Raw genomic sequence first — 15,890 nt, 5'->3', positions numbered from 1 at the left:
GTCCTTTTTGCATGAATGGAGTTGGCTTGCCTGGTTCATTGAGCTGTGGTTCGTCGGAGGGATCTACTCGACGCCGAGAATGATCTGGGAGGCCTTGATCATGGCGCACATTCTGTCTCCGGTCTTGATGTCGAGGGAGAGGGCGCTCTGTTTGGTGATCACGACGGTGAGGGTTTTGCTGTTGCCGATATCAAGCAGCACCTCGCTGTTCACGGCCCCCATCTCCAGCGAGATCACGGTGCCCTGAATCTGGTTGCGGGCCGACAGCCGGACTGTTTCTGTCTCTGCCATCAGGATGGGGGTTGATGCCTTGATGAGGGCAAAGGCCTCGGAGCCTTTGCGCAAATCCAGCGACTCGATGCTCTTGTTGGTGATGATGACGGTCAGCACAGTGCGATCGGATACCCTGAGGCAGACTTCGGAATTGACTGCGCCGGGGATGATCTCTTCGATGATGCCGTGAAAGACATTGCGGGCGCTGGTGCGCATGGCAAAACTCCATAGAAGGGGGTTGGAAAGGGAGGTGGCTCCCGGGTTGCCGGAAATCTCGCGTTCGATTTCGGCAATGAACTGGTTGAGGCGGTCGGTGAGATGGCGGTGGGCTTCCAGCGCCCTGCGGCCTTCATCTGTGAGGACGGCGCCGCCGCCCTTGCGACCGCCGGGCTGGGCGTCGACCAGAGGTGTGCTGAAGAGGTTGTTGAGGGCGTTGACGGCGTCCCATGCGGCCTTGTAGCTTATATTGAGGCGCTTGGCCGCTGCCGAGATTGACCCTTCCCGATCGATCTCGGATAATAGCCTGAAACGCTCCTCGCTGGCGCGATGGCCTGCCTTGTCGAGGAAGGACAGAACGGGCCGGACGGATTGTGGCTGGTTGGCCATTGGGGGTGCTCTCTTCGTTATGTAGTTCAACTTCATATCGCTTGGAACAATAGAGAGCAAATCCTGTGCCAAGTGTCAATTGGGTATAGTGTTGCGCAAAATGAGACGTTTTTCCGATTTTGTGGAAATTGCTTTGTCGCGAAGCTGACAAGCTTCAGATGCGTTTGGCAGTTTTGCGACAAGATCAGGTGCCGCTTTCTTCGGGGAGTGCCTGCCATTTGTGCTTCGGGGTGGGTCATGCTCGCGGCGCAGTCATGCGGGGATGTGGAAAGCGACGGCCTGACAACGGCCTGACAACGGCAGGGCTCCGGGGTCTGGCTCCGGTCTTGGCTCCGGCCTGGCCATTCTCTTGCGCTGTTCTTGCCAGAGGCCGTTTGGCGGCGCGATTGCTCCGCCGTTCACAAGTCAAGGTCCTTATGAGTGCTGCCTTGCCCTATCTTTCCTTGAGAGCGTGCTCGATCTGATCGACCATCGGCTTGACAAGATAGGAAAGAACGCTGCGGTAGCCGGTTTGCAGATAGACTTCCACCGGCATGCCGGGGACGAGCGTCTTGCCTTCCAGCTTGCCAAGTTCCTCATCCGAAAAGCGCAGGAGAACCTCATAATAGGCCTGTCCTGACATCTGGTCGGTGATCCTGTCGGCAGAAATGACGTCAAGATGAGCCTTTATCTCCGGGGTGGTGCGGCGGTCAAAGGCCGGGAAGCGCAATCGGGCTTCCTGATCCGGGGAAAGCCGGTCGATCTCGGAGGGGTTCACCTTGGCCTGAACGATCAGCCTGTCTTCTCGCGGTACGATCATCATCACCGTCTCGCCGGGGGTGATCACGGCGCCGATGGTGTGAATGGCGAGCTGGTGGACGACGCCTGTTTGCGGCGCTCTGATCAGAATGTGCTTGAGCTGGTCGCGGGCGGAGATCTCCTGCTCTTCAAGCTGGGTGATCTTGGATCGCACCGTCTGGTATTCCTCAAGGATCCCGGCCTGTGCATCGTCCGCGATTTGCAGCAACTGCAACTCCTTCTCGCTGACGGCCTGACGGATCTGGGCCAGTTGGGAAACAAAGCCGCCATAGTCGCCTTCCAGTTCCGCCTTCTCCCGTTTCATCTCGTTGAGATAGGACTGGGTGACCAGTTTCTTCTCGATGAGCGTTTCATTGGCTGCAATGGTCTGTTGGACAAAGCGGATTTCATCAGCCTTGGCATCCCGCTGCACCATCAGACCGGAGATCTGGCTGTTCAGCTGTTTGATCTGTTCCTTGAGCTGGTTCTTGCGTCCTTCAAGCGACTTCCTGCGCGATTCCATCAACTGGATGTGGCCATTGTGGATATCAGCCAGCTCGCTGGCATCGAAAGGGGTCTCTGTCTGTTGGGGGAAGGAGATATTGCTGCGCCCGTCGCGTTCTGCCAACAGACGGGCAGCCTGGGCGCGCAGTTCCACCAGCTGTTTTGTCACGATGGCGAGGTTGGCCTGCGTCCGCGTATCGTCAAGGCGGATCAGAATGTCGCCGCTTTCCACCAGATCGCCCTCGTTGACCAAAATGTCCTTGACGATGCCGCCTTCACGATGCTGCACCTTCTTGGTGTTGCCCTGAACGACGATCGTTCCCTGAGCCACGACGGCGCTCGAGATCTCGGCAAAACTGCCCCAGACGAAGACCCCGCCGACAATGAGAAGAATGAAGAGACCGGCGACAAGAAGCGTGCGCTTGACTTCGCGATAAAGGGCCTGTTCGGTCGCTGTTTCCATCGCTGTCATGACTAGGCCACTCCTTGTGTCTTGACCGGGGCCAGCACTTTGGAAAGAACCTCGTTCTTGGGGCCGAAGGCCTGCATCTTGCCTTCATTGAGGCACAGGACCATGTCGACCGCAGCAAGGGCGCTGGGCCGGTGGGCGATGACGATGATGATGGATCCCTTTTTCTTCATTTCCAGCAGGGCTTCGGTCAGCGCCGCTTCACCCTGTCCATCCAGATTGGAGTTGGGTTCATCGAGCACGATCAGGAAGGGATTGCCATAAAGCGCACGGGCCAATGCGATCCTCTGGCGCTGCCCTCCCGAAAGGGCATAGCCCGAGTTGCCGATTATGGTGTTGTAGCCTTCCGGCAGGGCGGTAATCATGTCGTGCAAGTCGGCGAGCGATGCCGCCTCGATGACAGCGTCCGATGTGGCGTTCGGGTCAAAGCGGGAAATGACTTCTGCCACCGTTCCGTCTATCAGCTGCACATCCTGCGGCAGGAAGCCGACGATGCTGCCGATCTGGCTTTCGTTCCACTGGCCAAGCTCGGCGCCGTCGAGGCGGATGGATCCGGTTGCCGTGGGCAAAATGCCAACGAGCGCCTTGGCAAAGGTGGATTTGCCAGACCCCGAGGGACCAATGATGCCCATTGCCTGACCGGCGAAAAGCTCGAGCGATATGCCCTGGACCACCGGCTTGCGTGCGCCGATCGGGGCGCAACTGACCTGATCTGCGCTCACGGTCCGGGTCGGCAGGGGCAATTCCATCTGCTCGGCCTTTTCAGGCACGCGCTTGATCAGATCGCTGAGACGGGCATAGGCCTGACGGGCAGAGATGAAGTTGCGCCACTGGCCGATGGCCACCTCGATCGGAGACAGCGCGCGGGAGGTCATGATGGAGGCGGCGATCATCACGCCCCCACTGGTTTCCTGACGGATGGTTAGCCATGCTCCGACCCCCAGAATGGCCGACTGCAAGATGAAGCGGATGGTGCGCGTCATGACGGCAAACAAGGTCGTCCTGTCGGCTGCCTTCTTCTGCTTGGCCAGATATTCTGTGTTGCGATCAAGCCAACGGGCCTGCAAGGCGCCAATCATGCCCATCGCATTGATGGCTTCGGTGTTGTTGCGGGCGGTCTCGACCATTTGCTGACGGTTTGCCGTTTCTGTCGATGCTTCGAGGCTTGGTGCGCGGGATAGCCACTCGTTCAGCGCAATCAATGCGCAAATGACGAGAGCACCACAGGTCGCGACAATGCCGAGCAGCGGGTGAAACAGATAGACGACCAACAGATAGACTGGCATCCAGGGGGTATCGCACAAGGCGGCCGGTCCGGGGCCGGAAACAAACTGGCGTATGACGTCCAGGTCCCTGACGGGGCGCATGTGGCTGGCCTGTTGGCCCGCGATCAACTGGGCATTGGTCGAGAGCTTGAAGATCCTGCCCGAAACCCGTGCGTCAACGAACTGACCGGTGCGCAGCAATACTCGGTTGCGCAGCAGGTCAAGCAGCCCATAAAAGCAATAGAGGGACAGCGCAAGGATGGCGAGCACGATGAGTGTCGGCACCGAACCACTGGAAATGACGCGGTCATAGACCTGCAGCATGAACAGGGGCCCCGTGAACATCAGCAGGTTGATGACAATGCTGACACCGGCAACGCCGAACCAGATGGAGGCCGTCTTGTCAAAGAAACCAACGCTCGGAGCGTATCGTTTGGTGATCGGGGCTGGCACGGGATCGCTCCTCGGTTAGGCTGGAAATTCCTGACGGTTCAGATGACGGCAGACCAGACGCAGGCTGACAAGGTTACGGACGGGTCTGGCTACGTTATCGAGACCGGTCATCTTCTCAGGAAGGCCCATTGTGCCAATCAAAGGAATGGGGAATGTCATTACACTTTTACCATTTCCGGTTGCATCTATTTCGAGTGGTCTGCCTGTAGCATTCTGGTATCCGGACCTGCTAATTGTCAGGCTCTCCCAAATGCCAAGTCTTTTCAATAAGAAGACAGCTTTATCTCAGTAATAATAAGTATTCTAAAAAAGTTTGGTGTCCGTTGCTTTGGTTAACGTGACGACCTTTGTTTTCCGGATATTTCCAGGTTAACAAATGATTTATGGCATACAAAAACACCGCGTTTCAACCGCTTTTCTGTATTCGTTCCAGGTCATTCACACGGATCGCCAAACAAAGTGAATCCTGTGCCGACTGCGCGCGATGGAATGTTTCCATTCCCCTCATGCTTCTGCTTGCGAGAATGGCTTCTTTGGTAGTCGACTGGAATTGTTCATCTTTTCTGGTCGGATGGAAAGGTTCGCTGTTGCCTCCAGAAGACACCTTATCTGCTGCTGGCTTTTCGGGCTGCCTATCAGGAGAGATGCTCAGACAAGCCAAACCGTTATTCTTGCCTTTCTGGTTCATGGAGGTTGGAAAACCGCAATTGAAGGCCACTCAGGCCGATTTCAAAGGCAATGTCAGAAGCTGTTACATCGATTTTTATAAAAATTGTAAATTTTTCATTAATTTTTGTTGTTTGTGTCTATTTGGACATGTTACAACTTATCCGATATTTAAGATTTTTGCCCATTGGCTGGTGTTCAATTCGCAAATCTGCCAACAGGTTTACGTTAAAGAAGATCTCGATTGCCTTGGTGGGTTGTGCTGCTGTTTTGTAGAATTTTGGCAATGGTGTTGCTGATTATTTGGATGAGATCTGGTCGCGAAAGAAAATCGCCAGAGCCGTTTTGACAAGTCTGAAGTATTTGTTGCGAGACAGATACACTTGTACGGTTTGACGGAAAGAAAAATGGGTTTCAAAATTGTTGACACCCTAATCTGTGTGTTCATATGCAGATCTCATGGCAAAGTTTGCCTTTTGTGTGGGCTTCGAAAGATAAGCGTTGGCGGGAATTTGTGTAATATTTCAATTTTTTAGGTTTATATTGAAGGGGGATGGCAATGTCTTCGACAATTCGGGAAAATTTGGTCAATAGATATAACATATCAAGTCCATCGATTGGGCTTGATGGTGTTTATGACGTTCATAGTGTTCAGGTCGAGGATCGGACATATGTTTATGCAGCGGGATCCAATAGCGATGCTATTGTCATCTTCGAGCTTCGGGCTGATGGGGAGCTTACCTATATCAAGACTGTTGTGGATGACAGTTCGCTCGTGCTCAACGGGGCGTCTTCTCTTGCTTCTGCAGTTGTCGGGACCGACCAATATCTCTTTGTTCAGAGTTTCTATGACGAGAGTATCTCCGTTTTCCGGATCGGCGATGATGGGGATTTGACTGCCGTTGATCAGGTTGTCGATGATGCAACACTTGCTCTGTCCAATGATGGCGGCAAGATGGCTGTTGCTGTTGCCGGCGGGCAAACCTATCTCATCGCTGCAGGTGGGGCTGAAGACGGTGTCAGTGTGTTCCGCGTCGCGACGGATGGAACGCTAACCAATACGGACAATGTGTTTGACGCTGATGAGCTTGCCTATGGGCTGGATCGCGCAACACATGTGGAGAGTGCCGTCATCGGAGGCGTGTCCTATGTGTTCGTGACAGGCAACTATGAGAATGCTGTCAATGTGTTTCGCCTCAATGCCAACGGTACGCTTGCCCTTACTGACAGTCTTGTCGACGAAGGTGATCTGGAGCTTTACAGAGCCGCTGACATGGCGACCGCTGTCATTGGCGGCGTGACCTATCTTTTTGTTGGTGGCAATGGCGACGCTGGTGTGAGCGTTTTCTCGGTCGATGCCGCTGGCACATTGACCAATGTCTTCAATCTGAGCGACAGCACACTGCTGTCCAATGTTGAGGGATTGGAGACATTCGAGATGGCTGGCGACCACTATCTGGTGGCCAATGGCTATGGCTATGACCGTCTCTCCTATTACAAGATCGGGACCGATGGATCCCTCACGCTGGCGGATTCTTTGGTTGATGACACGTTCCTCAGCCTGAACGGGAGTGCCCAGTCAACGTTCGCCACGATTGACGGGCATACCTATATCATTTCGTCGGGTCAGTATGATGATGGCTTGTCAACGTTTGAAGTTGGTTTGAGCAATCTGCCGATCAACGGAACCAATGATGCAGACATTCTGACCGGTACCGAGCTTGATGATGAAATCAACGGTCTTGGCGGTAATGACATCATCATGGGGGACGATGACGATGACACCCTGAGCGGCGACGGCGGGGATGATGTCGTTGACGGTGGCAGCGGCAATGACAAGTTGTTTGGCGATGGCCTCCAGACTCAGACCATCAGCAATACGGTCACGGTGCCCAGCACGCAACAGCAATTGTCTCTGACTGCGACGCTACCAAGTTCTTCCAACGCCAGTGAAATCGAAATCAGTGGTTACATCAGCCGGGCAAGCCTGCAGACCACGGATTTCAACATCGTTTATGTGATTGACGTGTCCGGTTCGATGAGCAGCTCCTTTGTCGGCACGGAAACGGTTGGTGACCTCAATGGGGACGGATCTTCCAATACGCTACTGGACGGTGCCATCGCGTCTTACGAGGCCATGACCAAGTCTCTTATCGATGCTGGTGTTTCCGGGTCGGACCTCGCGATTGTTTCCTTTAGTGACTACGCCTATAACATCTATAATTCTACGGTTTATGGGGATGTCTCCGGTGCGTTGCGGTCCCTCAATGATTTGAGCGGAACCAACTTCGAGGCGGGCCTGCAGTATGCCATCTCGGCTTTGAAACAGATGGGAAGTGGCGAGAACCGTGTGTTCTTCCTGTCCGATGGGGCGAATAATTTTTCCAGCTCGACTTTTGCAGATGAAGTTGCCACGCTGCTCGACCCCACTGGGCTCAATGCCGAGATACGGTCTGTGGGGCTTGGCATGAATGCAGACGTTGAAGGCGGGCTTGACCTGCTGGATGACGGCATCGACAACAGTTCTGCCGAACGTGTGTTGACGCCGAGTGAACTGACGGCTGGCCTGAGCGGTACGCCGGTTGAGACGAGTGAAGTTGCCCGGATTGAGGTCCTGGTTAATGGTCATGTGGTCAGAACGATTCTGCCGACTTCATTTACCTCGACGCCGTTTGGTCTGCAGTATAACGCGACCGTATCGGGGCTTTCGACGACCGCCAACGATGTGGTGACTGTGCGGATGGTTGCTTCCGACGCAGCTGCAACGACGGCTCAGGCATCGGTGACCCTGTCCAATGCGCCGTCGGATGAGGGCGATGATGTGCTGCTTGGCCATGAGGGAGACGATACCCTTTATGGCAATGGTGGTGATGACCGGCTGTTGGGCGGCGATGGCAGTGATGTGCTGTTCGGTGGTGCTGGTAATGATGTGCTTGATGGTGGTCGCGGCATTGACCGCATGGAAGGGGGCGCAGGCGATGATACCTATTATGTCAACCTGCGCGAAGACACTGTCTTTGAGGGATGGAACGCTGGTACTGACCGCGTGTTTGCTGGCGTTTCTTATCGCCTGTGGGAGCATAGCCAGAATATCGAGAACCTGATCCTCACCGGGACGGCCAACCTGAATGGTGCTGGCAACGGTCTCAATAACGGAATTGTTGGCAACTCGGGTCACAATAATCTGGATGGCGGTTATGGCAACGACACCATGATTGGTGGTGCTGGCAATGACACACTGAATGGTGGTGCCGGTGCTGATAGCATGAATGGTGGCACCGGCAACGACACCTACTATGTCGATAACGTCGGTGACAAGGTCATAGAGGCATTCAATGGTGGTATGGACCGCGTGCTCTCGTCTGTCTCCTATCGTCTGTGGGAGCAGAGTCAGAATATCGAGAATCTGATCCTTACGGGGACGGCTAATATCAATGGTTCCGGTAATGGTCTGAACAATGGCATTGTTGGCAATTCCGGCAACAACTATCTTGAAGGTGGCAACGGCAATGACACCCTGCTTGGTGGGGCAGGGAACGATACCCTTGACGGTGGCACCGGTGCCGACAGCATGAATGGCGGCGCGGGCAACGATACCTACTATGTCGACAATGCCGGTGATACGATCACAGAAGCGATCAACAGCGGTTCCGATCGTGTGTTCTCGTCAGTGTCCTATCGTTTGTGGGAGCAGAGCCAGCATATTGAGAATCTGATCCTTACGGGGACGGCTAATATCAATGGTTCCGGTAATGGTCTGAACAATGGCATTGTTGGCAATTCCGGCAACAACTATCTTGAAGGCGGCTATGGCAATGACACCCTGCTTGGTGGGGCAGGGAACGATACTCTTGATGGAGGCACCGGTGCCGACAGCATGAATGGCGGCGCGGGCAACGATACCTACTATGTTGACAATGCCGGTGATACGATCACAGAAGCGATCAACAGCGGTTCCGATCGAGTGTTCTCGTCAGTGTCCTATCGTTTGTGGGAGCAGAGCCAGCATATTGAGAATCTGATCTTGACAGGCACAGCCAATATCGACGGTGCGGGTAATGGCATGAACAACGGCATTGTTGGCAATTCCGGTAACAACTATCTTGAAGGCGGCAACGGCAATGACTCCCTGCTTGGCGGCGCCGGCAACGATACCCTTGATGGGGGAACTGGCGCGGACAACATGACTGGTGGTGTTGGTAACGATACCTACTATGTCGACAATGCCAGCGACACGATTACCGAAGCGATTAATGGAGGCTCCGACCGTGTGTTTTCATCCGCTTCCTATCGCTTGTGGGAACAGAGCCAGCATATTGAAAATCTGATCCTGACGGGTACAGCCAATATCGATGGTGCGGGCAATGGCATGAATAACGGCATTGTCGGCAATGCTGGCAATAACCTGCTAGATGGCGGCAATGGCAATGACATCCTGCTTGGCGGCGCCGGCAATGATAGGCTGATCGGTGGCGGCGGTAACGACACCATGACCGGTGGTACCGGTGTGGATACCTTTGTCTTCCTGACACATGGCGAAGCAGACGTCATTGCAGACTTCCAGAACGGGGTTGACCTTCTCGAAATCGGAACGGGAGTGAATTCTCTTGCTCAGGTTACGGTAACGGATGTTGGCGCCGATACGGTCTTGCAGTTTGATGGCAACTCGCTGACCCTCAAAAACTTTGACCACGCACTCATCAGTGCCGATGATTTCAGTTTCGTATAGAACTGGACTGTAGAAGGACATGATCTCACTGTGATCATGTCCTTCTTTTTCCGGATCACTGCAGATGCTGCAGATGCCTTTGTGAAATCGTGTCTTCATGGAGTTGTTGGCGGCATTTTTGCTGATGGATCCAAATTCCCTATTGCGCCTGTACGGCTTCTTCTTGCAGTCGGGGCCGCCCTGACTTCTGCCTGGAAGACGATCAGTTCTCCACGAATCGAATCCCGGACGACGGTTGAACTTGCCTCGTTGAAAGCCCTTGATGTGCTGGAAGTTTTCCCCCAGGAACAAGGTGAGAACGCGTGGCAATTTCACTTTTTTGATCAGTAGGTTGATTGTTGTCTTGAAAGAGGGAACAAAAAGTGTACATTAATCTCAGTTGCACAAGCGTGTCCGCTATGAAGAATGGAACCCAAAATGGCACAAAATAGTCTCCGGTTGGTCGAAGGAAGCAGCATGGACAAGACAAAAGCATTGGAAGCCGCCCTGTCGCAGATTGATCGCGCATTCGGCAAGGGTTCCGTGATGAAACTGGGCCAGCGTGAGGTGGTTGAAATCGAGTCCATTCCAACTGGTTCGCTCGGGCTGGATATCGCACTTGGCATTGGCGGATTGCCGAAAGGCCGTATCGTCGAGGTTTATGGTCCGGAATCGTCAGGTAAAACAACACTGGCGCTGCATGTGATTGCTGAGTCGCAGAAGCGGGGCGGCATTTGCGCCTTTGTGGACGCCGAGCATGCGCTCGATCCGATCTATGCCCGCAAACTTGGCGTGGATATCGACAATCTGTTGATCTCGCAGCCGGACGCAGGCGAACAGGCTCTGGAAATTGCAGATACGCTGGTGCGGTCCGGTGCCATTGATGTTCTGGTGGTCGACTCCGTTGCGGCGCTGACGCCGCGTGCGGAGCTGGAAGGCGAGATGGGGGATTCTCTTCCCGGTCTTCAGGCTCGTCTGATGAGTCAGGCGATGCGCAAACTGGCGGGGTCCATTTCCCGCACCAACTGTATGGTCATCTTCATCAACCAGATCCGCATGAAGATCGGTGTGATGTTTGGTAGCCCTGAAACGACCACTGGTGGTAACGCGCTTAAATTCTATGCGTCGGTTCGTCTGGATATTCGTCGCATCGGTTCGATCAAGGATCGGGACGAAATTGTTGGCAACCAGACGCGCGTCAAGGTCGTCAAGAACAAGGTTGCCGCACCGTTCAAGCAGGTCGAATTCGATATCACCTATGGCGAGGGCATCTCCAAGCTTGGCGAATTGCTCGATTTGGGTGTCAAGGCTGGTGTTGTCGAGAAGTCCGGTGCCTGGTTCTCCTATGACAGTCAGCGGCTTGGTCAAGGGCGTGAGAATTCCAAGACCTTCCTGAAGGAAAATCCGGAAATTGCCGATGAGATCGAAGTGGCTATCCGGCAGAGCGCCGGGCTCAAGCCTGACCTCATCGATCAGGCTTCGAGCGAAGACGGTGACGCTGATGATGCGGAATGAGGAAAGGGGTCGGAAGGAGCAATTCCGGCTCTGACCACTCATTCAACTGTAATCTTGTTGAAGGGTCACCATGGGTGGCCCTTTTGCGTATGGGATGGGCGTTGCAGGCGATATATGGGCAATTGTTGACAGAAGCTGATGATAGCTCTGGGTTTTCTGCTTGAAAGTGATAGACAGGTGCGGTGATGCTCGCTAAAACTCGCCGGGAGTATGTTCAAAATTTGCCAAAGAAGAGCGTGATTTTTCCCTTTTCGGCGAGTGTTCCCGGTCGCGCTCCATGGTGTTGATGAGTGGCGTGACTTGATCATTCTGTCCTGATGGTCTCCCGGGGGGAGGCCTTCTGCGTGTCATGGTGGTCACTAGAATTGTCTGTCGCTGTTTCCAGGTGGCAGAAAGTGAAATGGACGAAAGGTTCTGAGCCTCCGCGGGGGCAGGAAAAATTGGTGTGTCATGAGCGGTGTAAATGAAATTCGGTCTACCTTCTTGAATTACTTCAACAGTCATGGCCACGCCATCGTTGATTCTGGTCCTCTCGTTCCTCGAAATGACCCGACCCTGATGTTTACCAACGCGGGGATGGTGCAGTTCAAGAATGTCTTCACTGGTCTGGAACAGCGTGACTACAGGCGCGCCGTGACTTCGCAGAAATGCGTGCGCGCTGGCGGTAAGCACAATGACCTCGACAATGTCGGCTATACTGCTCGCCATCACACCTTCTTTGAAATGCTCGGCAACTTCTCTTTCGGTGACTATTTCAAGGAACATGCCATCGAATTTGCATGGAACCTCATCACCAAGGAATTCTGCCTTCCAAAGGAAAAGCTGCTGGTCACCGTCTATCACGAGGATGACGAAGCGTTTGATCTGTGGAAGAAAATTGCCGGTCTGCCAGATAGCAAGATTATCCGCATTCCGACCAGTGACAACTTCTGGTCCATGGGCGAGACCGGTCCGTGCGGTCCTTGCTCGGAAATCTTCTATGACCATGGCGATCACATCTGGGGTGGACCTCCGGGCAGCCCTGAGGAAGATGGTGACCGCTTCATCGAGATCTGGAACCTCGTTTTCATGCAATACGAGCAGATTACCAAGGATGAGCGTATCGATCTGCCTCGGCCTTCGATCGATACGGGCATGGGGCTCGAGCGAATTGCTGCCGTGCTGCAAGGCACGCATGACAACTACGAAACCGACCTATTCCGCTCGCTCATTCAGAACAGCGTGGATTTGACCGGCGTCGAAGAGCAGGGGGCGGCCAAGGCCAGCCATCGCGTCATTGCCGATCATCTGCGTTCGACCAGCTTCCTGATTGCCGATGGTGTGTTGCCATCTGCCGATGGGCGTGGTTATGTGCTGCGCCGCATCATGCGTCGTGCTATGCGTCACGCTCGTTTGCTTGGTTCGCAGGATCCGATCATCTACAAGATGGTGCCGACGCTGGTGCGCGAAATGGGTCAGGCCTTCCCTGAGCTCGTCCGTGCCGAAACGCTGATCACAGAAACCATCAAGCTGGAAGAATCCCGCTTTGGCAAGACTCTCAGCCGTGGTCTTCAGTTGCTTGATGACGCAACCGACGGCATGGGCAAGGGAGACAGCCTTGATGGTGATACGGCCTTCAAGCTTTATGATACCTATGGCTTCCCGCTCGATTTGACTCAGGACGCCCTGCGCGCGCGTAGCATCGAAGTGGATGTTGGCGGGTTCGACAAGGCCATGGCTCGTCAGAAGGCGGAAGCCAGAGCCAACTGGGCCGGTTCGGGCGAAGCGGCAACAGAAGCGATCTGGTTCGACCTCAGCGAAAAGGTCGGCGCAACCGACTTTCTTGGCTATGAGCGTGAACGCACCGAAGGGGCGATTGTGGCGTTGGTCAAGGGCGGAGCCGAAGCCGACAGCCTCAAGACTGGCGATGAAGCTGGTATCATCCTGAACCAGACGCCATTCTATGGCGAATCAGGTGGTCAGGTTGGTGACACGGGTGTGATGATCGCCAACGGCATTCGCTTTGAAGTCAGCGATACGGTCAAGAAGAACAATGGCATGTTTGTCCATATGGGCAAGCTCGTTGAAGGCAACCTCAAGGTTGGTGATGCTCTGGAACTGGTTGTCGATCACGGTCGCCGATCAGCCATTCGCGCCAATCACTCTGCGACCCATCTGTTGCATGAAGCCTTGCGGGAAACGCTCGGTGATCATGTCGCCCAGAAGGGCTCCTTCGTGACGCCGGAGCGTCTGCGGTTCGACTTCTCCCATCAGAAGCCGGTCAGCGACGAAGAACTCGGCAAGATCGAGGAAATGGTCAACGAGATCGTTCTGCAGAACAGCCCGGTTGAAACCCGGATCATGGCTGTCGATGACGCCATCGAAGCCGGTGCCATGGCGCTGTTCGGCGAGAAATACGGTGATGAGGTGCGTGTGGTATCCATGGGCAAGGCGCTCCATGGTGACAAGGCTGGCAAGACCTATTCCGTTGAGCTTTGCGGTGGTACGCATGTCTACCGGACCGGCGATGTCGGGCTGGTAACCGTGGTTTCCGAAAGCGCGGTTGCTTCCGGTGTTCGTCGTATCGAAGCGTTGACCGGCAAGGAAGCGCGCAGCTATCTGCACCAGCAGGACGAGCGCGTCCGCAATGCTGCTGGCATTCTGAAGGTCGCTCCGAATGATCTGCTGGATCGTCTTGAAGCACTGGTTGCTGATCGTCGCAAGCTCGAAAAGGAACTGGCCGATGTCCGTCGGAAACTGGCGATGGGCGGTTCCGCCGGAGGCGGGGATGCTGTCAAGGAAGTCAATGGTGTGAAATTCCTTGCGCGCGTCGCAGAGGGCATTTCTCCGAAAGACCTCAAGGGCATGGTCGATCAGGGCAAGGAAAGCATCGGTTCCGGTGTTGTCGTCATGATTGCTGTATCAGAGGACAACAAGGTTGGTGTCGTGGTCGGTGTGACCGACGATCTGACGGATCGCTTCAACGCAGTGGAACTGGTCAAGGTTGCTGCCGAATCTCTGGGTGGTCGTGGCGGCGGCGGTCGTCCCGATATGGCTCAGGCTGGCGGCAAGGATGGTGAAAAGGCTGATGAAGCCATTGCAGCCATTGAGGCCCTGCTTGTTTGATACAGACTTGATGACATATTGAGATTTTAGAATGCCACGTATTTGTAAAAATGCGTGGCATTTCAATGTGATGCTTGCTTATAGAAAAGATCGGCAGCTAAGCTTTATGGTTTTGCTGAGTTGATGCTAACAAAATGCCTGATGAAATTGTTGATTTTTTCCAGCCTCATATTAATTCGAAATGGTGATGAGAATAGTCATCTACAATTATTAAGTGAATAGTCTCGGAAAAGTATAGTGTTGTCTATTTACCGAAGTTTTGTTTTTCGGTACCAATATATTGGTCGTTCAGACCAGTGGCCACCTAATCACCCGCTTGCCCACCACCTTGATTGATTAGGTGGCCACACTTAATCTTGGTTACTAATCGATATCTAAGTTGCCAATATTATTCGGTTTCACTTTCGTCAGGTTGAATGTGAAAAGCTGAATCGTTTCTAATCATTACAATCGATTGAATGAGCCTATACGGAGCGTGACGCGCAACCGATTGATTGATGGACTTGTTTTCGATTGTGCTGAAGACCTGATGCCCGAGGATTGCTGTTTCAGCGTTGGCGCTGTTTAACGAGTGGCCCTCATCCGGATTGCGTTCGGTGGTCAGCGTCAACTTTTGTCGTTGTGCGACGGCTGTCATGCTTCTCAAGCACAGGGAATTGGGCGTCAGGCCTTGCAATCGCACCAACTTTGCGCCACTACTCCCCCCACGCTTTCACTAGCTTTTGGTTTTCTTTGTCTGTTCTTCTCTGTCCGGCAGGGTAGAACAGGTGATTTTCGGATAAAAGAAAGAAGAAGAGATGGATCCGGTCATCATTCTCGTCGAGCCACAATTGGGGGAGAATATCGGTATGGCAGCGCGTGCCATGGCGAACTTCGGGGTTACTGATCTGCGCCTCGTGCGGCCTCGTGATGGATGGCCAAGTGAGAAGGCGCGCAATGCCTCTTCCCGCGCCGACCATGTGATCGCCAAGACCCTGAATTTCGAAAGCGTCGAGGAAGCCGTTGCCGATCTGGATTTTGTCTATGCGACGACAGCACGCCAGCGCGACATGCTCAAGGAAGTGCGTCACCCGGTTGAAGCCGCCCAGATCATGCGCAAGACCATCAACAACGGCGGCAAGGTCGGCATCCTGTTCGGGCGCGAGCGCTGGGGGCTCAACAACGATGAAGTTGCGCTGTCCAACGAGATTTTGACGCTGCCGGTCGACCCGGATTTTTCGTCCCTCAATATCGCCCAGGCGGTTTTGATCATCTGCTATGAGTGGCGGATGTCTGGCAGTGACCGCGAGGCTGCTCTGCCGTTTGAAACGCCGGATGTGCCGCGGGCCAGCAAGGAAGACATGGTGCGGCTGTTTGATCACTTTGAAGAGGCGCTCGATGAAGTGGGCTTTTTCCGCCCGCCGGAAAAGCGCCAGCACATGGTCCAGAATCTGCGTACAATCCTGCAGAAGGGCGATTGGGCCGAGCAGGAAGTGCGGACCTTGCGCGGGGTTGTTGCTGCGCTTCAGCGTCGGCATGAGCGGCCCCGGCAGTAGTCGTTCGGTCTGAT

Annotated in this window: 10 protein-coding genes; 6 read left to right on the top strand and 4 right to left on the bottom strand. The window is 54.3% G+C overall.

Features of this window, described 5'->3' with window-relative positions; genetic code table 11:
- Positions 1-63: 63 nt before the first annotated feature.
- From DSL70_RS11380 to DSL70_RS11370, 3 genes are all read right to left on the bottom strand, one after another.
- The gene (locus DSL70_RS11380; protein ID WP_119308055.1) at positions 64-879 is read right to left on the bottom strand and encodes a TOBE domain-containing protein; all 816 of its coding nucleotides are present in this window, start codon (positions 877-879) and stop codon (positions 64-66) included.
- A 433-nt stretch (positions 880-1,312) separates the two neighbouring features.
- A complete protein-coding gene (locus DSL70_RS11375; RefSeq protein ID WP_205563236.1) occupies positions 1,313-2,632 on the bottom strand; it encodes an HlyD family type I secretion periplasmic adaptor subunit in 1,320 nt (439 codons plus the stop codon).
- 2 nt (positions 2,633-2,634) lie between these two features.
- Entirely contained in the window at positions 2,635-4,347 is a 1,713-nt protein-coding gene (locus DSL70_RS11370; protein WP_205563235.1) for a type I secretion system permease/ATPase, read from the bottom strand.
- 383 nt (positions 4,348-4,730) lie between these two features.
- Here DSL70_RS11370 and DSL70_RS22240 point away from each other — a divergent pair, with 383 nt between their 5' ends.
- From DSL70_RS22240 to alaS, 5 genes are all read left to right on the top strand, one after another.
- Positions 4,731-5,312, top strand: a complete 582-nt coding sequence (locus DSL70_RS22240; protein WP_162916603.1) for a hypothetical protein — start codon at positions 4,731-4,733, stop codon at positions 5,310-5,312.
- 254 nt (positions 5,313-5,566) lie between these two features.
- The gene (locus DSL70_RS11360) at positions 5,567-9,742 is read left to right on the top strand and encodes a VWA domain-containing protein (RefSeq protein WP_119308053.1); all 4,176 of its coding nucleotides are present in this window, start codon (positions 5,567-5,569) and stop codon (positions 9,740-9,742) included.
- 30 nt (positions 9,743-9,772) lie between these two features.
- Positions 9,773-10,072 carry a hypothetical protein gene (locus tag DSL70_RS11355; RefSeq protein ID WP_162916599.1) on the top strand — a complete coding sequence of 100 codons (300 nt, stop codon included), beginning with the start codon at positions 9,773-9,775 and terminating at the stop codon, positions 10,070-10,072.
- Positions 10,073-10,159: 87 nt separating this feature from the next.
- Positions 10,160-11,236, top strand: coding sequence for a recombinase RecA (gene recA, locus DSL70_RS11350; protein ID WP_119308357.1), 1,077 nt, complete (start codon positions 10,160-10,162; stop codon positions 11,234-11,236).
- A 450-nt stretch (positions 11,237-11,686) separates the two neighbouring features.
- On the top strand, positions 11,687-14,341 hold the full coding sequence (alaS, locus tag DSL70_RS11345) for an alanine--tRNA ligase (RefSeq protein WP_119308051.1): 2,655 nt from the start codon (positions 11,687-11,689) through the stop codon (positions 14,339-14,341).
- Positions 14,342-14,729: 388 nt separating this feature from the next.
- On the opposite strand, the gene DSL70_RS11340 is transcribed toward alaS, so the two are convergent.
- Positions 14,730-14,978, bottom strand: coding sequence for a hypothetical protein (locus DSL70_RS11340; protein ID WP_119308050.1), 249 nt, complete (start codon positions 14,976-14,978; stop codon positions 14,730-14,732).
- 160 nt (positions 14,979-15,138) lie between these two features.
- Between DSL70_RS11340 and DSL70_RS11335 the strand changes: the two genes are divergently transcribed.
- On the top strand, positions 15,139-15,876 hold the full coding sequence (locus DSL70_RS11335) for an RNA methyltransferase (RefSeq protein ID WP_119308049.1): 738 nt from the start codon (positions 15,139-15,141) through the stop codon (positions 15,874-15,876).
- Positions 15,877-15,890: the final 14 nt, after the last annotated feature.

The organism is Cohaesibacter haloalkalitolerans, from assembly GCF_003574655.1.
GTDB lineage: Bacteria > Pseudomonadota > Alphaproteobacteria > Rhizobiales > Cohaesibacteraceae > Cohaesibacter > Cohaesibacter haloalkalitolerans.
Note: the sequence above shows the minus strand (reverse complement) of the source record. Positions and strands in the feature narration are given on the sequence as shown.

Excerpts from the sequence above, each read along its gene's own strand:
- DSL70_RS11380 (WP_119308055.1), bottom strand. The coding sequence starts at position 879 with ATGGCCAACCAGCCACAATCCGTCCGGCCCGTTCTGTCCTTCCTCGAC.
- DSL70_RS11375 (WP_205563236.1), bottom strand. The coding sequence starts at position 2,632 with ATGACAGCGATGGAAACAGCGACCGAACAGGCCCTTTATCGCGAAGTC.
- DSL70_RS22240 (WP_162916603.1), top strand. The coding sequence starts at position 4,731 with ATGGCATACAAAAACACCGCGTTTCAACCGCTTTTCTGTATTCGTTCC.
- DSL70_RS11360 (WP_119308053.1), top strand. The coding sequence starts at position 5,567 with ATGGCAATGTCTTCGACAATTCGGGAAAATTTGGTCAATAGATATAAC.
- recA (WP_119308357.1), top strand. The coding sequence starts at position 10,160 with ATGGCACAAAATAGTCTCCGGTTGGTCGAAGGAAGCAGCATGGACAAG.
- alaS (WP_119308051.1), top strand. The coding sequence starts at position 11,687 with ATGAGCGGTGTAAATGAAATTCGGTCTACCTTCTTGAATTACTTCAAC.
- DSL70_RS11340 (WP_119308050.1), bottom strand. The coding sequence starts at position 14,978 with ATGACAGCCGTCGCACAACGACAAAAGTTGACGCTGACCACCGAACGC.
- DSL70_RS11335 (WP_119308049.1), top strand. The coding sequence starts at position 15,139 with ATGGATCCGGTCATCATTCTCGTCGAGCCACAATTGGGGGAGAATATC.